The 18713-nt window shown below is 66.4% G+C and carries 15 protein-coding genes; 5 read left to right on the forward strand and 10 right to left on the reverse strand.

The window, feature by feature from the left end:
• Nucleotides 1-8: 8 nt before the first annotated feature.
• Both ACYU98_RS11370 and dapE read right to left on the reverse strand, forming a co-directional pair.
• On the reverse strand, nucleotides 9-758 hold the full coding sequence (locus tag ACYU98_RS11370) for an LOG family protein (protein ID WP_460468318.1): 750 nt from the start codon (nucleotides 756-758) through the stop codon (nucleotides 9-11).
• Nucleotides 755-1843 (reverse strand): succinyl-diaminopimelate desuccinylase, encoded by a 1089-nt coding sequence (gene dapE / locus ACYU98_RS11375; protein ID WP_460468319.1) that lies wholly within the window; start codon nucleotides 1841-1843, stop codon nucleotides 755-757. Before dapE ends, ACYU98_RS11370 begins: the two co-directional genes overlap by 4 nt.
• 64 nt (nucleotides 1844-1907) lie before the next feature.
• Between dapE and dapD the strand changes: the two genes are divergently transcribed.
• Together dapD and ACYU98_RS11385 are read left to right on the forward strand one after the other, a co-directional pair.
• Nucleotides 1908-2852, forward strand: a complete 945-nt coding sequence (dapD, locus tag ACYU98_RS11380) for a 2,3,4,5-tetrahydropyridine-2,6-dicarboxylate N-succinyltransferase (RefSeq protein ID WP_460468320.1) — start codon at nucleotides 1908-1910, stop codon at nucleotides 2850-2852.
• A 7-nt stretch (nucleotides 2853-2859) separates the two neighbouring features.
• Nucleotides 2860-3852, forward strand: a complete 993-nt coding sequence (locus ACYU98_RS11385; protein ID WP_460468321.1) for a hypothetical protein — start codon at nucleotides 2860-2862, stop codon at nucleotides 3850-3852.
• A gap of 79 nt (nucleotides 3853-3931) precedes the next feature.
• Here ACYU98_RS11385 and ACYU98_RS11390 read toward each other — a convergent pair whose 3' ends face one another.
• The 3 genes from ACYU98_RS11390 to fdxA form a co-directional block, all read right to left on the reverse strand.
• On the reverse strand, nucleotides 3932-5215 hold the full coding sequence (locus ACYU98_RS11390) for a citrate synthase (RefSeq protein WP_460468322.1): 1284 nt from the start codon (nucleotides 5213-5215) through the stop codon (nucleotides 3932-3934).
• Nucleotides 5216-5368: 153 nt separating this feature from the next.
• A complete protein-coding gene (gene dapC, locus ACYU98_RS11395) occupies nucleotides 5369-6478 on the reverse strand; it encodes a succinyldiaminopimelate transaminase (RefSeq protein WP_460468323.1) in 1110 nt (369 codons plus the stop codon).
• A 4-nt stretch (nucleotides 6479-6482) separates the two neighbouring features.
• Nucleotides 6483-6809 carry a ferredoxin gene (fdxA, locus tag ACYU98_RS11400; protein ID WP_460468324.1) on the reverse strand — a complete coding sequence of 109 codons (327 nt, stop codon included), beginning with the start codon at nucleotides 6807-6809 and terminating at the stop codon, nucleotides 6483-6485.
• Between the two features lie 63 nt (nucleotides 6810-6872).
• Between fdxA and ACYU98_RS11405 the strand changes: the two genes are divergently transcribed.
• Nucleotides 6873-7880 (forward strand): GNAT family N-acetyltransferase, encoded by a 1008-nt coding sequence (locus ACYU98_RS11405; RefSeq protein ID WP_460468325.1) that lies wholly within the window; start codon nucleotides 6873-6875, stop codon nucleotides 7878-7880.
• Nucleotides 7881-7965: 85 nt separating this feature from the next.
• A complete protein-coding gene (locus ACYU98_RS11410; RefSeq protein WP_460468326.1) occupies nucleotides 7966-9000 on the forward strand; it encodes an LLM class flavin-dependent oxidoreductase in 1035 nt (344 codons plus the stop codon).
• 2 nt (nucleotides 9001-9002) lie between these two features.
• Here the strand turns inward: ACYU98_RS11410 and ACYU98_RS11415 are convergent, their stop codons facing one another.
• The 5 genes from ACYU98_RS11415 to typA are packed head-to-tail and all read right to left on the reverse strand — an operon-like array spanning nucleotide 9003 to nucleotide 16837.
• A complete protein-coding gene (locus ACYU98_RS11415) occupies nucleotides 9003-11849 on the reverse strand; it encodes an FAD-binding and (Fe-S)-binding domain-containing protein (protein WP_460468327.1) in 2847 nt (948 codons plus the stop codon).
• A gap of 48 nt (nucleotides 11850-11897) precedes the next feature.
• Complete coding sequence (locus tag ACYU98_RS11420) at nucleotides 11898-13586, reverse strand: VanW family protein (RefSeq protein ID WP_460468328.1); 1689 nt, start codon at nucleotides 13584-13586, stop codon at nucleotides 11898-11900.
• 12 nt (nucleotides 13587-13598) lie between these two features.
• Nucleotides 13599-14084 (reverse strand): flavin reductase family protein, encoded by a 486-nt coding sequence (locus ACYU98_RS11425; protein WP_460468329.1) that lies wholly within the window; start codon nucleotides 14082-14084, stop codon nucleotides 13599-13601.
• 2 nt (nucleotides 14085-14086) lie between these two features.
• A complete protein-coding gene (locus ACYU98_RS11430; RefSeq protein ID WP_460468330.1) occupies nucleotides 14087-14929 on the reverse strand; it encodes a PIG-L family deacetylase in 843 nt (280 codons plus the stop codon).
• Between the two features lie 12 nt (nucleotides 14930-14941).
• Nucleotides 14942-16837, reverse strand: a complete 1896-nt coding sequence (typA, locus tag ACYU98_RS11435; RefSeq protein ID WP_460468331.1) for a translational GTPase TypA — start codon at nucleotides 16835-16837, stop codon at nucleotides 14942-14944.
• Between the two features lie 185 nt (nucleotides 16838-17022).
• On the opposite strand from typA, the gene ACYU98_RS11440 reads away from it, so the two are divergent.
• Nucleotides 17023-18681 (forward strand): ABC transporter substrate-binding protein, encoded by a 1659-nt coding sequence (locus ACYU98_RS11440; RefSeq protein WP_460468332.1) that lies wholly within the window; start codon nucleotides 17023-17025, stop codon nucleotides 18679-18681.
• Nucleotides 18682-18713 lie beyond the last annotated feature (32 nt).

Below are 18713 nucleotides of genomic sequence, written 5' to 3' on the forward strand. Positions count from 1 at the left end.
GCGAAGGGTCAGCGGCCCTCGCCCGCTCGTTGCCGGTCGGCCTTCACGATGATTTCGACGGCCTCGGCAGGTTCGTCGACGACGTGGAGGCGGTCGACGTCCTCGGCGTTGATCATTCCCTCGCTCAGCAGGGTGTTGCGGGCGAAGTCGACCAGCGGCATCCAGAAGGCTCGCCCGAGCAGGATCAGCGGGAAGCTGCTGATCTTGTGGGTCTGGGCGAGAGTGACCGCCTCGAACAACTCATCGAGGGTGCCGAAGCCGCCCGGGAGCACGACGTAGCCCTGGGAGTATTTGACGAACATCGTCTTGCGCACGAAGAAGTAGCGGAAGTTGACCCCGAGGTCCACGTACGCGTTGAGTCCGGTCTCGAACGGCAGCTCGATGCCCAGACCGACGCTGACCCCGTCGGCTCGCTTCGCCCCCAGGTTCGCGGCTTCCATCGCGCCAGGGCCACCGCCGGTGATGACGGCATAGCCCGCCTCGGCCAACAACCGGCCGACCTCGACGCCCTTCACGTAATGCTCGCTCTCGGGCTTCAGCCGCGCCGATCCGAAGACCGCCACAGCCGGGCCAAGTTCGGCCAGCGCGCCGAAACCCTCGACGAATTCGGCTTGAATGCGCATCACGCGCCATGGATCGGTGTGCAACCAATCGGAATCGGGTTGGTGGTCCAACAGCCGCTGATCGGTGGTCGTGTGTGGAACCTGAGTGCCGCGCAGCGTGGTGGCACCGCGCCGGTAGATCCCTTGTTGGCTCATCGCGCATCCCCCTGGCCCGTCGGTGACAGCCAGCGCACCATCGCGGCGTAGGCGTCGGTGATCTGCTGCTCCGGGCAGCGCTCGTCGTCGGTATGGGCCAGGTTCGGGTCGCCCGGGCCGAAATTGACCGCCGGGATCCCGAGCGCCGAGAACCGCGCGACGTCGGTCCAGCCCTCCTTGGCCACCACCGGCAGAGCCAAGGCTTCGACGAAGGCGCCGGCGGCCGGTTTATCCAGCCCGGGGCGCGCTCCGTCGGCGGCATCGGTGACGGTGCATTCGTAGCTCGGGAAGATCGACCGCACGTGAGCCAACGCCTCATCGGTGTTCTTGTCAGGCGCGTAGCGGTAGTTCACGCTCACCACGCATTTGTCGGGGATGACGTTGCCTGCAATGCCGCCGCTGATCCCGACCGCGTTGAGGGCCTCGTGGTAGTCCAGACCGTCGACCGTGACGGTCGCGGGTTCGTACGCCTGCAGGGCGGCGAGGATGTGGCCGGCCTCGTGAATCGCGTTGTGACCGTTCCACGGTCGCGCGGAGTGGGCCGAGATGCCCTTGGCCGCGACGTCGACCCGCATGGTGCCTTTGCATCCACCCTCGATGCCACCGTCGGTCGGTTCGAGCAGGACGGCGAAGTCGCCGCGCAGCCAGTCCGGGTGGGTGCGGGCGATCCGACCGAGACCGTTGAACTCGTCCTCGATCTCCTCGCAGTCGTAGAAGACGTAGGTCACGTCGCGGGTCGGCTCGGCGATCTGCGCCGCCAGCTTCAGTTGCACCGCGACCCCGCCCTTCATGTCGGTGGTGCCGCGACCCATCAGCGTCCCCTCGACCCGTTTGACCGGGACATTCGGCGGGTCGGTGATCGGCACGGTGTCGATGTGGCCGGCCAGGATCACTCGCTCGTCGCGGCCGAGGTCTGTGCGAGCGACCACGACGTTGCCCTCTCGCTCGACGCGCAGATGGGGCAGGTCACACAGAGCGGCTTCGATCGCGTCGGCGATCTGGAGCTCGTTCTTGCTGACGGACGGGATGTCACACAGGGCAGCGGTGAGGTCGACGACGTCGGCCTGCAGGTCCAGAGCTGGCATGGGAACCATCTTGTACCCCGGGTCGCTGGAGCGATGTGCCGACCTCCTCACCTAGCCTTGAGTCATGACCGCGCAGCGCAACGCTTGGGGCTACGGCCTCGCCACGACGACGTACGACGACCGGGTGCTCGACACGTGGTTCCCGCAGCCGCAGCTCGGCAGTGCCCCCGATGAGGCCCTCACTCCGTCTGCGCTGACGGCCCTGGTGCGCGACGATTCCCGCCGCGCCGTCCATACGAAGGTCGTGTTCGTCGCGATCGATCTCGACGCGGCGCCGGCCGACGCGAGTGACGCCTACCTGCGTCTCCACCTGCTGTCACACCGCCTGGTGAAGCCCAACACGATCAACCTGGACGGCCTTTTCGGGGTATTGCAGAACGTGGTTTGGACCAGCGCCGGGCCCTGCGCGCCTGAGGACTTCGAAGCGACGCGGCTGCGGCTGCGGGCCGACGGGGTCGCCGTACAGGTCTTCAGCGTCGACAAGTTCCCCCGGATGACCGACTACGTCGTTCCCTCTGGAGTGCGGATCGCCGACGCCGACCGCGTCCGATTGGGCGCCCACCTCGCTGAGGGAACGACGGTCATGCACGAAGGCTTCTGCAACTTCAACGCCGGCACCCTCGGCCACTCGATGGTCGAAGGTCGGATCGTGCAGGGCGTCACCGTCGGTGACGGCTCCGACATCGGAGGCGGCGCGTCGATCATGGGCACCCTCTCCGGGGGCGGCACCGCGCGCGTCACGATCGGCCGCCGCTGCCTGATTGGCGCTGAGGCCGGTATCGGCATCGCCCTCGGTGACGACTGCGTCGTCGAGGCCGGGCTCTATGTCACCGCTGGCACCAAGGTGACCATGCCCGACGGCAGCGTCCGCAAGGCCCGCGAACTGTCCGGCGGATCCAACATGCTGTTCCTGCGCAACAGCGAGACCGGCGCCGTGGAGTGCCGCGAACGCGACGGCCAGGGCATCGAACTCAACGCCGCGCTGCACGCCAACACGGCCACTCCCTGAGGCATCGATGGGTTTGCGCAGACGAGGGCGATCCTCCGACGACGAGTTCGACGGGCTCTACGACGACTTCCAAGACGGCCATGACGCCAACGGCTATAACGATGACGACGAGAACTCCATCCGGATCGGTGATCATCACTTCGCCGTCGACAACCGGCGCCGCCCCTGGACGACCTTCCTGGGCTGCCTACTGCCGATCGGCCTGATTGCCGCCATCGGCGGCGGCGGATACTGGGGTTATCAGCGCATCGTCGACCACTTCGCCCAGAACACCTGCAAGGTGCGCGACGCGTCCTTCGACTACCAGTGGTCCACCGAGCAGAGCGCGAATGCGGCGACCATCGGCGTCGTCGGAACCCATCTGCTCGGGCTGCCCACACAGGCCACCCAGATCGCGGAGACCACGGCGATCCAGGAGTCCAAGCTGCGCAACCTCACCTCGGGTGACCTCGACTCGCTCGGCCTGTTCCAACAACGCCCGAGCCAAGGCTGGGGCAGCAGCCAGGAGATCCTCGACCCGATCTATGCCAGCAAGCGGTTCTACCAGGCGCTGCAGAAGATCGACGGGTGGCAGTCGATGAATGTCAACGACGCTGCGCAGAAGGTGCAGAAGAGCGGCTACCCCGATGCCTACGCGCAACACGAAACGCAAGGGCGAGTGCTCGCCACCGCGTTCGACGGTTCGGTTCCAGAGGCCGTTGGCTGTCGTTTCTCGGCCTCTGATGCCAAGGGCGATCCGGCCGCCTTCGTCGACAAACTGAAGTCCCAGGCGGGGGTGAATGCCACCGCGTCCGCTACCTACGTCACCTACCGCGCCACATCGACGAAGGACGCCTGGGCGATCGGGTCCTGGTCGGTGACCCACGCTCAGGCCGAGGGTGTCACCTCGGTCGTCGTCGGCGACCGCGCTTGGAACCGCCAGTCAGGCAAGGCCGGCTGGACCTGGACCGGCGCATCCCACCCCACCGGGTCGGCCACCGTCGTACGCATCGAGTTCTGAATCGCAGCCCGCGCACGACGAACGCCGCCGACCCCGAAGGGTAGGCGGCGTTCGTCGTGTCCGAACCGTTGAGCTGGGCTCAGTTCGGGTAGTTGCGCTCGGTCTCGCCGATGTAGATCTGACGCGGACGGCCGATCTTGGTCGCCGGGTCCTCCATCATCTCGCGCCACTGGGCGATCCAGCCCGGGAGCCGGCCGATCGCGAACAGGACGGTGAACATCTCCGTCGGGAAGCCCATCGCCTTGTAGATGATGCCGGTGTAGAAGTCGACGTTCGGGTAGAGCTTGCGGGAGATGAAGTAGTCGTCGGAGAGGGCGATCTCCTCCAGGCGACGAGCCATCTCGAGCTTGGGGTCATCGACACCCAGAGCCTGCAGCACCTTGTCGGCCGACTTCTTGACCATCGCGGCGCGCGGGTCGTAATTCTTGTAAACACGGTGTCCGAAGCCCATGAGCTTCACACCGTCTTCTTTGTTCTTGACCTTCTCGACGAACTTGTCGACGTCGCCGCCAAAGTCGTTCTCGATCGAGTCGAGCATCTCCAGCACCGCGGAGTTGGCGCCACCATGCAGCGGACCGCTCAGGGCGTGGATGCCGGCCGAGATCGAAGCGAACAGGTTCGCGTGACCCGAACCGACCAGCCGGACGGTCGAGGTCGAGCAGTTCTGCTCGTGGTCAGCGTGCAGGATGAACAACTGGTCGAGGGCTTCGGTGACCACCGGGTTCGGGGTCCAGTCTTCGGTCGGGAAACCGAAGGTGAGGCGCAGGAAGTTCTCCACCAGCGGCAGGTTGTTGTCCGGGTAGAGCGTCGGCTGACCCTGGCTCTTCTTGAACGCGTAGGCAGCGATCGTCGGAAGCTTGGCGAGCAGGCGAACGGTCGACAATTCGACCTGATCACGGTCGGTGATCGACAGCGAGTCCTGGTAGAAGGTGCCGAGCGCCGAGACGGCCGCGGACAGCACCGACATCGGGTGTGCGTCACGCGGGAATGCCGCGAGGAGGCTCTTGAGGTCCTCGTGCAACATCGTGTGGCGCTGGATGCGTTCGGTGAAGGCCTTGAGTTCATCGGCGGTCGGCAGCTCGCCGTAGATCAGCAGGTAGGAAGTCTCGATGAAGGTGGACTTCTCAGCGAGCTGATCGATCGGGTAGCCGCGGTAGCGCAGGATGCCTGCGTCGCCGTCGATGTAGGTGATGGCGGACTTGCAGGACGCGGTGTTCACGAAACCCACGTCGAGCGTGACGTTCCCGGTCTCCTTCATCAGAGCCGCGATGTCATAGCCGTCGTTACCCTCGCTCGCCGGGATGACGGCGAATTCGAGGGTCTTGTCACCCGCGGCGAAAGTGGCCGGAGCGTTATCAGTCATAAGGAAGCCTTCCGTCCTCACATGGATTCCGACGCGGGTTCATACGCGTCGGTAAGTCAGCCTTGTCCGACGGTACCTCAGCGCAGGCACCCCGCCCACATCACCCCGTGGATGAAGAATCGCACTTCTGCAGGTGTGGTGAAACGTCCCTGTTCACCCTGCGGTGAGCCGGGAGACCGCTTCGTCGATCCGTTCATCGGTGGCGGTCAGGGCAATTCGTACGTGGGCCGCGCCGGCGGCGCCGTAGAAGTCACCGGGCGCGGCCAGGATGCCCAGACCGGCGAGGTGATCGATCGTCTCGCGACAGGGTTCACCGCGGGTGGCCCAGAGATAGAGTCCGGCCTCGGAGTGATCGATCCGCCATCCTGCCGATTCCAGCGCCGCCCGCATCGCATCTCGCCGCCGCCGGTAGGTCTCCTTCTGGACGGCGACGTGGTCGTCGTCCTGAACCGCTGCCAGCAGGGCCCGTTGGATCGGCCACGGCACGATCATTCCGGCGTGCTTGCGGAACTCGACCAGTTGTCGAACCAGCGCCGGGTCGCCGGCAACGAACGCCGCCCGATAGCCGGCGAGATTCGATTGTTTCGACAGCGAGTAGACCGACAACAGGCCGGTGTGGTCGCCGCCGCAGACACGGTCATCGAGGATCCCCGGGGTCGTCGGACCGTCGGGCTGTTCGCGCCAGTCGAGCTCGGCGTAGCACTCGTCACTGGCGACGATCACGCCGCGCTGGCGCGCCCATGACACCACCTTCGCCAGATGGTCGACCGGGAGAACTTGCCCACTGGGGTTTCCAGGAGTGTTGAGCCACAACAACTTCGGTGAGGACGGACCGTATTGCAGCAGCGAGGCAGCTGGGCGGGGGTCAGCGCCAGCGATGCGGGCACCGACGTCGTAAGTCGGGTAGGCAACCTCGGGAAAACCGACGATGTCGCCCGCGCCCAGTCCGAGCATCGTGGGCAGCCAGGCCACCAGTTCCTTGCTGCCGATCGTCGGCAGGACGCCGTCGGGGTCGACGGCGGAGGCGCCGCGTCGCCGGGCGTGCCAAGCAGCAATAGCCGCACGCAGGTCCGGGGTTCCCCACACCTGGGGATAGCCCGGAGCATCAGCGGCAGCGCTCAACGCATCGCGGACGACCTGCGGCGTGGGGTCAACGGGGGTGCCGACCGACAGGTCGACGATGCCGCGCGGATGCGAGGCCGCAACACGCTTGGCTTCGGCCAAGGAGTCCCAGGGGAAGTCCGGTAGCCGACGGGGGTTCACCCGATCACTCGTCGTGGGTCTGCGGCGGCAGCGCCGTGATCAACGGGTGGTCCTTGTCGATCTTGCCCATCTTGTTGGCGCCGCCGGGGCTGCCCAAGTCGTCGAAGAACTCGACGTTCGCCTTGTAGTAGTCGGCCCACTGCTCGGGGACGTCGTCCTCGTAGTAGATGGCCTCCACCGGGCATACCGGCTCGCAGGCGCCACAGTCGACGCACTCGTCGGGGTGGATGTAGAGGCTGCGCTCACCCTCATAGATGCAGTCGACCGGACATTCCTCGATGCACGCCTTGTCCTTGAGGTCGACACAGGGCTGGGCGATGACGTACGTCATGAGAGGAATCCTCCTGCTGTTCGGGGAGCGGCTGCTCGCTAGTCCGGCACCTAGTATGCAGTGATGCCGGACCCCGAACAGAGTAAGTCTCACCTTCCCTGGTCGGTTCGTGTCGGTCGCCGGGTGGTGTTGCGCCACCGGCTCGATTCCGCAGAACCATCTGGCGCCCTGTTCACCGACGTCACCGGCGACCTCATTGCCGCCGACGCGACGCATGCGACGGTCCGGAGCCGGACCGATGAGGTCGTCGTGGCCTGGGCCGATGTCGTTGCCGCCAAGGAACTCCCACCGCGCGCGAGCAGGCCCGGCCGACCCCACCGAACGATCGACATCGAGGACCTGCAGCGGTTGATGGTTGACGGCCTGCCGGGCCTGTTCCAGCTGCCGATCGGCGACTGGTTGTGTCGGACCGCGGAGGGCTACACGGGCCGCGCGAACTCCGCCCTCACCGTGGGTGATCCGGGCCTGCCCCTCCCCGACGCCGTCGCGGAGGTCGCGGCTGCCTACGCGCGGCTCGGCCAGCCGGCGTTGTTCCAACTCGCAGTGGAGACCGCGAGCGACCCGGCCCAGCACCCGGTGGCGGCCGAGCTGCTGCGCCGCGGTGGAAGCTTGTTCCAGCGGACCTTGGTGATGACTGCCGCCACCCGGGAAGTTGCGCTGGCGACGGCTGCCCCGCAAACGGCCGTCGAGGTGTCACCCGCCCCGCCCGACGCCTGGTGGGTGGCCAGCAGTCCACGCAGCGTGGAACACCGCGACATCGTCGAGCGCCTGATCGAGCAGGTCCATGACGGCTGGTTCCTGACCGCCCTCCAGCCAGGTGGTGACCCGGTCGCCGTAGCTCGAATCGCCTACTCCCCCGGGTGGGTTGGCCTCTATGACCTGCACACCCCACCCGCGGCTCGCGGTCACGGCTATGCCCGCACGCTCGTGGGCGAGGCCGCACGCGACGCCGACCGGCGCGGGGTCCGGTCGGCGTATTTGCAAGTCAGCGCGGACAACGAACCCGCTATCGCGCTGTATGAGTCTCTGGGATACACCACGCATCACGAGTATTGGTACGCCCGGCCCTGACCGCGGTCGGCGATCGTTGGGCTTCACCGGAATAGATGACACGTCCATTATCTTGTACGAGGCAGACGCTCACCCTGGAGGAATCATGAACGACAGCATCGTCCAACTCGGCCTGGACTCGTTCGGCGATATCAGCACTGACCGCAACGGAAACCCGAACACCGCAGCCCAGGAGATCCGCAACCACCTCGACCACGCCGAGATCGCCGATCGAGCCGGTGTCGACGCCATCAGCTTCGGCGAACACCACCGCGGCGACTTCGCGATTTCGGCCCCCGACATGGTGTTGGCCGCGGCCGCCTCGCGCACCGAACGAATCACCCTCGGCACAGCGGTGACCGTTCTGAGCAGCGACGACCCGATCCGAGTCTTCGAGCGCTTCTCGACCCTGAACGCGCTCAGCAACGGTCGCGCCGAGATCACCGTCGGGCGCGGCTCGTTCACCGAATCCTTCCCGCTGTTCGGTTTCGACCTGGCTGACTACGACGTGCTCTTCGAGGAGAAGTTCGAGATGTTCGCCGAACTGCTCACCGAACCGGAGCGGTTCTCCTGGAGCGGCACCCACCGCCGCCCGGTCGAGAACGCGGTGATCATGCCGCGCACCGAAGGCGGCCTGAAGGCGTGGGTGGGGGTCGGCGGTTCGCCGCAGAGTGTCGTACGCGCGGTGACCCACGGGGTGCCGATGATGCTGGCGATCATCGGCGGCGACCCCCGGCGCTTCCAGCCGTACGTTGATCTGTATCGCGACGCTCAGAACAAGCTCGAGATCTCCCTGCCACTGGGCGTGCACTCCCCCGGCCACATTGCCGAGACCGATGCCGAGGCGCGCGACCAGGTGCGCGATGCCTGGATCGACAACCGGAATCGGATCGGCCGAGAGCGCGGGTGGGGACCCACCAGCGCCGCCGAGTTCGAGTCCGAGGCCGACCACGGGTCGATGTACGTCGGCTCACCGGACACCGTCGCTCGCAAGATCGCCGACACCGTGTCGGCCCTCGGGGTGGACCGATTCGACCTGAAATACAGCAACGGTCCAGTCCGCGAAGACCACCTGCGCCGGTCGGTCGAGCTCTACGGCACCGAGGTCATTCCGCGGGTGCGCGCGCTACTGGCGCAGTGACCTCACCGGCTGCCGTCGAGCAGCTGCGCTAGGTGGAGCCCCGCGCGCCCGCGCAGGTCGTCGGCCTGCGTACGGCAGGAAAAACCATCGGCGAGGAATGGCACGTCGGGCTCCTCCTCCAGCGCCGGGAGCAACTGTTGTTCGGCGATCTTGACGCTCACGTCGTAGTGGCCGAGTTCGACGCCGAAGTTGCCGGCGAGGCCACAGCATCCGGAGAGGCGGCGCACATCCGCGCCGGCGTCGTCGAGCAGCTGCGCATCGGTCGACCAGTTCATCACCGCGTGGTGATGACAGTGCGGCTGAGCGATCACCCGCACCCCAGACAGGTCCGGCGGAGTCCAGTCGGGCAGTTCGGCCAGGAACTCCGCGAGGGTACGGGTCGCCGCGGCAACCCGAGCCGACGCGTCGTCGCCAATCAGGTCCGCGGCGTCGTTGCGATAGACCGCGGTGCAGGACGGCTCCAACCCGACGATCGGAACATCTTGAGCGGCAGCCTGATCCAGATCTGCAATCGATTTGCCCAAGATGGTGCGCGCCTTGTCGAGCTGACCGGTGCTGATCCAGGTCAGGCCACAGCAACCGTCGCGCTCCACGATCACCGGCTCACGACCGGCAGCCCGCAACACGCGTACGGCTGCCTGAGCCACCGCCGGCGAGAAGTAGTTGCTGAAGGTGTCGACCAGCAGCACCACGCGGTTCTCGCCCGTCGACTCCTCGAAGGTGCGCACCCCGTTCTTGGCGCACCACGCGCGGAACGTCTGTGGCGCCAGCGGCGGGATGGAGCGGCGCGGGTCGACACCAGCGAGTCGCTTGGCGAACGCGAAGCGGTCGCCCACTCCACTCAGCCGGGCAGCAACTCGAGATCCCTTGCGGCTCAATCGAACCCACTGCGGAAGGCGACCGAGGGAGTAGTGGGAGGCGGGCCGCCGTCGACCCTGGTAGGTCTGGTGCAGGACCTCCGCCTTGTAGGACGCCATGTCGATGCCGGTCGGGCAATCCGACAGACAGCCCTTGCACGAAAGACACAGGTCCAGCGCATCGTGGACCTCCGGCGCATCCCAGCCACTGACCAGGGAGCCGTTGAGCATCTCCTGCAACACTCGAGCGCGCCCGCGGGTCGAGTCCTTCTCATCGCCCGTGGCGAGATAGGACGGACACATCACCCCGCCGGTCGCGGAGTTGTCCGCGCGACATTTGCCCACGCCTGTGCAACGGTGGACCGCCCCCAGGAAGTTGCCGTCGTCATGCGGATAGAGCAGCGCCAATGGCTCCCTCGGGCGTTTTGCCTGCGGGATGCGCAGTTGCTCGGTTGGTGCATCCGGGTCGACCAGGACCCCCGGGTTCAGCAGGTGGTTTGGGTCGAAAAGTCGTTTCACCCGGGTGAACAGCGCGATCGCCTCGGGCGAATACATGTGCGGCAGCAAACCGCTGCGGGCGCGACCGTCGCCGTGTTCGCCGGACAGCGACCCGCCGTACTTGGCGACCAGCTGCGCCGACTCGGTGAGGAACCGTTCGAAACCACTCACGCCGTCGGGCGACTCGAACGGGAAGTCGATCCGGATGTGCAGGCAGCCGTCACCGAAATGTCCGTACGGCAGCCCGGTCAGGTCGTGCGCCTCCAGCAAAGCGTCGAACTCGCGCAGGTAAGGACCCATCTGCGCCGGCGGAACAGCCGCGTCCTCCCAGCCCGCGTGGGCCGGGCGGTCGCGCGGGCTGCGGCCGGACAGACCGGCTCCGTCCTCCCGGACGCGCCAGATGGCGGCCGCCGTACGCGGGTCGTCGACGATATCGACCGCGAGCGCCCCTGCCGCAGAGGCAAGTTCACCCGCCGTTGCTTTGAGTTCGACGAGATCGTCACCGGCCAACTCGACCAGCAACCAGCCTTCACCCCGCGGTAACGGCGGCACAGCCGCGGCCCCGCGGCGGGCGGTCATGATGTCAACAATCCGCTTGTCCATGCCCTCGACTGCGACCGGTCCGAAGCGCAGCAGTCCGGCCGCGGCGTCACCGGCGTCGTAAATGTCAGCGAACCCCAGGACCACCAGCAGGCGGTGGGCCGGTTCCTTGACCAGTCGCACCGTCGCCTCGGTGGCTATCGCGAGTGTTGCCTCGCTGCCAGCAAGGAAGCGCGTCACGTCGAAACCGTTCTCGGGCAACAGTTGCTGCAGCGCATAGCCGCTGACCTGGCGGCCGAATCGGCCGAACTCCTTTCGGATCAGGGCCAACTCGGCTCCCACCAACCCGTCGAGCTCGGCCAGCAGGGGTGACGTGGCGAGCGCCTCAGCGCGGGATCGGCCGTGGACGGTGCGCAGGATGCTGCCATCCGCCAGCACCGACTCCAACGACAGCAGGTTGTCCGATGCCTTGCCATAGCCGAGGGCTCGGTTGCCACAGGCGTTGTTACCGATCATTCCGCCGATGGTGCAACGGGTGTGTGACGACGGATCAGGGCCATAACGCCAACCCGCCGCGAGTGCCTGCCGTTGGAGCGCAGCGTGGACGATTCCCGGTTGCACCACGGCGGTTCCGGCGGCCGGCTCGAGGTCGAGGATGGCGTTCAGGTGCCGCGAGAAGTCGAGGACAACACCCGGCCCGATCGCGTTGCCGGCGATGGAGGTGCCGGCGCCGCGGGCGGTGACGGGAACCCCGAGCTCCCGGCAGACGGCGAGTGTCGCGACGACCTCGTCACGATCGTACGGACGCACCACCGCCTGCGGGACCACCCGATAGAGCGAGGCGTCGGTGGAGTAGGCAGCGCGGTGGGTGCTGTCGGCGAGCACGTCACGCAGACCCGCTCGCAGCAGCGCGGCCCGCAGGTCGGCGGTGTGGTCTTCGCCCGGGAGATTCACGCCACCGAATCTACCGAGCGGTTCGGAAGATCGCGCGCGGCATTCGGGTCATGGACTCTTGCAGATGATCCGGTCAGCCGGGATGTAGTGCGTGGTCAGTCGCTCGTTCTTCACGACGACCCCGCCTTGGGTGACGACCCGGGTGACGGTCACGTCGAATCCGTCCTGCTCGGGCTGCTGGATGCATCCGGCCTTGGTGACGGTTCGGGTCTTGCCCGGCTTCACGTTGAACTTGGCGCTGGTGGACGACTGCACGTCGAACACCTTGGTGCCATAAATCTTGACCCACGCGGTGGTGCCGGCCGGGCCGGCGCCCGCCTCGATCCGGATCGGGTGGCCGGAGTCGTTGGTGAACTTGTTGTCGATGGTCGGCACCCACAAGGTCGCCTCTCGACCCATCGGGTAGCGCGGGATCCAGTAGGCGTGCGAGGTGTGTTTGTCCTCTTGGAGCCCGGCGAAGAAGGTCGCGTTGTAGAGCGTCGTCGAGACCTGCGAGATGCCGCCGCCGGTGCCGAGTTCGTCGACTCCGTCAACCAACACCGGAGCGTCGACGTAGCCGTTCGCCTTCGTGATCGGGGTGAGGGCGGCGAGCAGGCTGAACTGCTCGCCCGGGGCGATCACCGTGCCGTTGATCCGTGACATCGCGACCTGGATGTTCTTGGTGCGCGCCAGATTGCTCGCACCGCCGGGCAGCGGGGTGGAGAACTCGGAGACCAGGCCGCTGCCGAGCGTGTGGAGATCGGCCGCCTGGATCTTCGCCTTGATCGGCGTGGTCTTCAGGGTCATCGTGCGGCCGGGCGAGGTCAGCGCCTGCAGCAGCGCGGCGGAGGCCCCGGTGGCATCGAGTTGGGTGCCGTCCTTGGCCTGCACCACGTTGCCGGCACCGTCGTAGCTCGCGTTCTCAGCCGGAGTGACCAACACCGACGATCGGTTGGCCAGCACCTCGGCGAGCGCCTTCTCATCAACGACCGGGGTGAGTTTGCCGTCCTTGACGGTGGTGCTGAGCACCCCGCTGAGCGCGGTCGGGGTGATCGGTGCGGTCTTGTCGCCCACCTTCACAATCACCGGTGCACTCATCGCCGGAGCGGCGAAGGTGGTGACGTAGTTGTCGATCTCGGCGTCGGTGATCTCAGCCTCGACCTGACCGACTGTGGCGGTGTAGGTGGTGCTCGACGGCCAGCCGGCCGCGATGGCCTTGGCGGTGCGAGCAACGTCGATCCCGGTTCCCGGCTTCGATCGAGTGACGGTGACCTTGCCGTCGGTGAAGCTGACAGTGCCGTTGACCGGAGCTCCCTTGAACACCCCGCTGCGCGCGCGCAGCGCTTGTTGCAACTTGGCGATGTCGACCTTGGCCGGCAGTTTGCGGTCAATACTGTTGCCGGACAGGTGATCCCAGACAACCGAGGGGTTCAGGCTGAATCCGGTGAGATCGTCGACCGCGCCGGTTGTGTCGACCGACAGGCCGGCCGTCTTCGCGTCGAAGGAGATGGTGTGGCCGCTGGCGACCACGGTGACGTTGCGGCCAACGCTGGACGCTTTGGTATTGATCGCGGACTTCGCTGCTGCGAGGCTCTTGCCTCCGACTGCGACACCGCCGACGTGGCTACCGGCCGGGATCTCTTGGGTGACCTTTGCCGCCACTCCGACGTAGCCCGCCGCGACCAGCACGACTAGCCCTGCTCCGGTCCAGGCCGCGATGCGACCGCGGCCGCGTCGCCCCTGTTCGCTGTTCGCCACGTGAGTAAAACCCTAACGCTGAGATCCGAATTGACCGCGGAAATAGACCAGCGCCTCCCCCGGCGTTGCCGCGATCTGTAGAGAGGTTACGTTGCCGAGCACGATCGAATGGTCACCCGCCGGGTATGTCGCGGCGGTCTGACACTCAATCGTTGCCAACGAGCCTTTCAACAAGGCCACACCGCTCTCCCCGCGTTCGAAGGGGATGCGGTCGAGCTGGCCGTGCAATGGCCGCCCTCGGGTCGCCAACCAGGCCGCCGCGGGACGCTGGGCCACGTCGAGGATGCTCACCCCGAAGACGCCCGCGGTCGTCACCGCGTCGTGGAACCGGGCGTCCTGTTCCACGCAGAGCAGAAGCATCACGGGGTCCAACGACACGCTCGTCACCGCATTGGCGGTCATCGCGTGGTCGATGGCACCGTCCAGTGTCGTCACCACGGTGACGCCGGTGACCAAGCGACCAATCGCCTGCCGGTAGGCGTCGGGGTCGACGGCCATGCTCACTCCTTCTGGCGGATCGATCCGTCTCGCGGGTCGAGTCGGACCATCGCCTCACGCCCACTCAATCGGGCGGCGACGTTGTTAGACAACGTGTACCACCCGTCGCGAACCTCGACTTGAGTGCGGTGGTAGCGCAGCGCTTCGACCTGTCGCTGCGCCGCCGTCGGATCATCGAGGATTCGAACGTTTTCGAGGTCGAGCACCGACGGCGGATAGGAGTCGTCCAGCTCCGGGACCACGGTCCCTTCGGCCGGCGCAACGTGGGCTCTGAGCCACTGCCGGTCTTCCTCGGCCCATCGCAGCGGCACCACGATCCCGCTCAACGACGGGTGCGACTGCGCCGCTCGGACGGAGGCACAAGCCAAGCGATGCGCCTGGATGTGGTCCGGATGGCCGTAGCCGCCGTTGCTCTCGTACGACACAACATCCGTGACGCCCTCGGTGTCGATCAGGTGCGCCACGGCGACCGCCAACGCCTCGACATCCGCGGCCGCGAATGCGTTGGCGTGAGCGGCAGCGGCGCTGCCGACCATTCCCGAGTCGCGCAGCGGCCGCCCGGCCACCTGGGACAACAGAACCGACCGGGCACCGAGCGTGGTCACAGCGGCTCCGAGCTCGGCCGCCCTCAGCGTCGCGAGTTCGGCACCGGTGTCGGCCCTACGGGGTTGCTCCGGCGTCAGCTCGAAACGCTGATTGGCCGCAGGGATGACTTCGCCCTCTTCGCCGAGGGTGCAGGTCATGACGATCACCTCGTGGCCCAACAGGGCCAACTCGGCGATCATCACCCCACTCCACAGCGACTCATCATCCGGGTGGGCGTGGATGAAGAGGACGGTGTCCATGCGCGGGTCGGGTCAGGCGTCGCGGCGAGCGCGCGAGGCGGACTTGGCCCGCTCACCGGCAGGCAGCACCAGCTTGCGGATGCGCACGTTCTCCGGCGTCACCTCGACACATTCATCTTCCCGGCAGAACTCCAGGCTCTGCTCGAGCGACAGCTTGCGCGGCGGAATGACCTTCTCGAAGTTGTCCGCGGAGGAGGCGCGCACGTTGGTGAGCTTCTTCTCCTTGGTGATGTTGATGTCCATGTCGTCGGCGCGCGAGTTCTCGCCGACGATCATGCCTTCGTAGACCTCGGTCGTCGGGTCAACGAAGAGCACGCCGCGCTCCTGCAGGTTGACCATCGCGTAGGCGGTGACCACACCACTGCGGTCGGAGACCATCGAGCCCGACATGCGGGTGACGATCTGGCCGTGCCACGGCTCGTAGCCATCGAAGACGTGGTGGGCGATGCCGGTGCCACGGGTTTCGGTCAGGAACTCGGTGCGGAAGCCGATGAGGCCGCGCGACGGAACCTTGAACTCCATCCGGATCCAGCCGGTGCCGTGGTTGGTCATCTGCTCCATGCGGCCCTTACGAGCAGCCAGGATCTGGGTGATCGCGCCGAGGTATTCCTCCGGCGTGTCAATGGTCAGGTGTTCAACCGGCTCGTGGGTCTTGCCGTTGACCTCCTTGGTGACCACCTGCGGCTTGCCGACCGTCAGCTCGTAACCCTCGCGACGCATCTGCTCGACCAGGATGGCCAGCGCCAGCTCACCACGACCCTGCACCTCCCAGGCGTCGGGACGCTCGGTCGGCAACACGCGCAACGACACGTTGCCGATCAGTTCGCGGTCGAGGCGGTCCTTGACCATCCGCGCGGTGACCTTCGAGCCACGCACCTTTCCGACCAACGGCGAGGTGTTGGTTCCGATCGTCATCGAGATCGCCGGCTCATCGACGGTGATCAGCGGCAGCGGGATCGGGTTTTCCGGGTCGGCGAGGGTCTCACCGATGGTGATCTCCGGGATACCGGCAACGGCGATGATGTCGCCGGGACCGGCCTTCTCGGCCGGCTCGCGGTCGAGGCCCTGGGTCATGAGCAGCTCGGTGATCTTCACGCGCTGCTGGGTTCCGTCGTGGCGGCACCACGTGACCTGCTGGCCCTTGGACATTTCACCGTTATGGATGCGCAGGAGCGCCAGGCGGCCCAGGAAGTTGGAGGAGTCCAGGTTGGTGACGTGGGCTTGCAGCGGCGCCTCGTCGTCGTAGACCGGGGCGGGGATGGTCTCCAGGATGGTGCGGAACAGCGGCTCGAGGGAGTCACCCTCGGGCAGGCCACCGTTCTCAGGGCGCTCGCGCGAGGCCAGACCGGCCTTGGCCGAGGCGTAGACCACCGGGAAGTCGAGCTGGTCGGCGTTGCCGGCCGCGTCGTCGATGAGGTCCATGAAGAGTTCGTAGGTCTCCTCCTCGACCTCCTCGATGCGGGAGTCGGGACGGTCGACCTTGTTGATGCAGAGGATGACCGGCATCTTGGCGGCGAGCGCCTTGCGCAACACGAAGCGGGTCTGCGGCAGCGGGCCCTCGGAGGCGTCGACCAGCAGAACCACGCCGTCGACCATCGACAGGCCGCGCTCGACCTCCCCACCGAAGTCGGCGTGGCCGGGGGTGTCAATGATGTTGATCGTGACGATCTTGCCGTCGGCGGCCGGGCCGTCGTAGGCGATCGCGGTGTTCTTGGCGAGGATCGTGATGCCCTTCTCGCGCTCGAGGTCACCGGAGTCCATCACCCGCTCACCAGTGGTCTCGACGGTCTGCCGTTCGCTGAAAGCGCCCGTCTGCCAGAGCATTTTGTCGACGAGGGTCGTCTTCCCGTGGTCGACGTGGGCAACGATGGCGACGTTACGTACGTCGTCGCGGGTCTTGATAGCCATGTGCTCCATTCTCTCAGGCTTTCGGCGTGTCGATGACCAAGGTGTGCCAAGGCCCCGTACGCCCCCGCATCGGATGGGTAACACCGGTCTCTTTCGCCCCACAGATCACCCACAGGGGGTCTAATGTCCAGGCATTCGTCCGGAAGCGCGAACCCGCGCGCCCGCCGCGAGAATGAGGAGAAAACATGCAGACCTCCCGGAAGGCCGCCGCACTCGCCCTGGCGAGCGTGACGGCCCTGTCCCTGTCCAGCTGTGCCCAGTCCAAGCGTGCCGACAACAGTTCGACCAGTGGCGGCGGCAACTCCGGCGCCACCATGACGTTTGCGGCCGCGGGCGCTCCCGAGACCTTCGACCCGCTCTACGCGACCGACGGTGAAACGTTCCGTATCTCCCGTCAGCTCTTCGACGGCCTGGTGAGCTTCAAGCCTGGAACCGCCGACCTGACTCCTGGCCTGGCCCTGTCGTGGACCCCGTCCAGCGACGGCAAGACGTGGACCTTCAAGCTTCGTACGGGCGTGAAGTTCTCCGACGGCACCCCGTTCAACGCCGACGCAGTCTGCAAGAACTTCGCCCGGATGGACGGTCAGAACAAGGCCGGCCAGGCGGCCGCGCAGTACTGGTCGGACAACATGGGTGGCTTCAACAAGAGCGCGGACGACCTTTTCCAGGGCTGCACCGCCAAGGCCGCTGACTCCGTCGAGCTGAAGCTCTTGCGAGCGACCTCGAAGTTCCCTGCCCTGCTGGGCTTGCCGTCGTGGTCGATGCAGAGTCCGACCGCGATGGACAAGTACGGCGCCAATGACGTCAAGACCCAGGGTGACGGCATCGCGCAGAGCAAGTACGCCTCCTCGTTCCCGACCGGAACCGGCCCGTTCAAGTTCTCGAAGTACGACGTGGCGAACAAGACCATCACGCTGGTCCGCAACGACGACTACTACGGCGAGAAGGCCAAGATCGCCAAGTTGGTCTTCAAGATCATTCCCGACGCGACCTCGCGCAAGCAGGCCCTCATGGCCGGCGAGATCGACGGCTACGACCTGCCGAACCCGGTCGACTGGGACTCGCTGAGGAAGGCGGGCATGAATGTCGAGGTCCGCCCGGCGTTCAACATCCTTTATCTCGGTCTGAACCCGACCAAGAACCCGGCGCTGAAGGACCTCAAGGTCCGCCAGGCGCTCTACTACGCGATCAACCGCGACCAGCTGGTCAAGTCGCAGCTGCCCGATGGCGCGACCGTCGCGACGCAGTTCTACCCCAAGACGGTCAGCGGCTTCAGCGACAACACCATGAAGTACAACTACGACCCGGCCAAGGCGAAGCAGTTGCTGAAGGACGCCGGCCAATCGAACCTCTCGATCGACCTCTGGTACCCCTCTGAGGTGACCCGGCCCTACATGCCGGACCCGCAGAAGATCTTCCAGGCGATCAAGGCCAACTGGGAAGCCGTCGGCATCAAGGTCAACCCGATCACCAAGCCGTGGAACGGCGGCTACACCGACGCGACCGCGGCGGGCCAGTCACCGGCGTTCCTGCTGGGCTGGACCGGCGACTACAACACGCCGGACAACTTCATCGCGAACTTCTTCATGGGCAAGCAGATGGGCACCGACTCCTACCCGTGGGGTGCCGCCTTCAAGAAGGAGATGACCACCGACGACAGCATCGTCGACACCGGCAAGCGGGCGACCGCTTACAAGACCCTCAGCGACAAGATCATGTCGCAGTACCTCCCGGGTCTGCCGATCTCGAGTTCACCGCCGGCCATCGTGTTCGGCAAGAACGTCAGCGGCATCGTTGCCAGCCCGCTGACCGCCGAGGACTTCTCGACCGCCGTCAAGAAGTAAGTCCACTCACCAGGTGGCGGTCGGACCCGACC

It is taken from the genome of Calidifontibacter terrae, from assembly GCF_054778835.1.

What these genes read in the sequence shown, in the direction of transcription:
- dapE (WP_460468319.1), bottom strand. Translation starts at nt 1,843, where the DNA reads ATGCCAGCTCTGGACCTGCAGGCCGACGTCGTCGACCTCACCGCTGCC.
- ACYU98_RS11440 (WP_460468332.1), top strand. Translation starts at nt 17,023, where the DNA reads ATGCAGACCTCCCGGAAGGCCGCCGCACTCGCCCTGGCGAGCGTGACG.
- ACYU98_RS11430 (WP_460468330.1), bottom strand. Translation starts at nt 14,929, where the DNA reads ATGGACACCGTCCTCTTCATCCACGCCCACCCGGATGATGAGTCGCTG.
- dapD (WP_460468320.1), top strand. Translation starts at nt 1,908, where the DNA reads ATGACCGCGCAGCGCAACGCTTGGGGCTACGGCCTCGCCACGACGACG.
- typA (WP_460468331.1), bottom strand. Translation starts at nt 16,837, where the DNA reads ATGGCTATCAAGACCCGCGACGACGTACGTAACGTCGCCATCGTTGCC.
- ACYU98_RS11370 (WP_460468318.1), bottom strand. Translation starts at nt 758, where the DNA reads ATGAGCCAACAAGGGATCTACCGGCGCGGTGCCACCACGCTGCGCGGC.
- ACYU98_RS11405 (WP_460468325.1), top strand. Translation starts at nt 6,873, where the DNA reads ATGCCGGACCCCGAACAGAGTAAGTCTCACCTTCCCTGGTCGGTTCGT.
- ACYU98_RS11385 (WP_460468321.1), top strand. Translation starts at nt 2,860, where the DNA reads ATGGGTTTGCGCAGACGAGGGCGATCCTCCGACGACGAGTTCGACGGG.
- ACYU98_RS11410 (WP_460468326.1), top strand. Translation starts at nt 7,966, where the DNA reads ATGAACGACAGCATCGTCCAACTCGGCCTGGACTCGTTCGGCGATATC.
- ACYU98_RS11425 (WP_460468329.1), bottom strand. Translation starts at nt 14,084, where the DNA reads ATGGCCGTCGACCCCGACGCCTACCGGCAGGCGATTGGTCGCTTGGTC.
- fdxA (WP_460468324.1), bottom strand. Translation starts at nt 6,809, where the DNA reads ATGACGTACGTCATCGCCCAGCCCTGTGTCGACCTCAAGGACAAGGCG.
- ACYU98_RS11390 (WP_460468322.1), bottom strand. Translation starts at nt 5,215, where the DNA reads ATGACTGATAACGCTCCGGCCACTTTCGCCGCGGGTGACAAGACCCTC.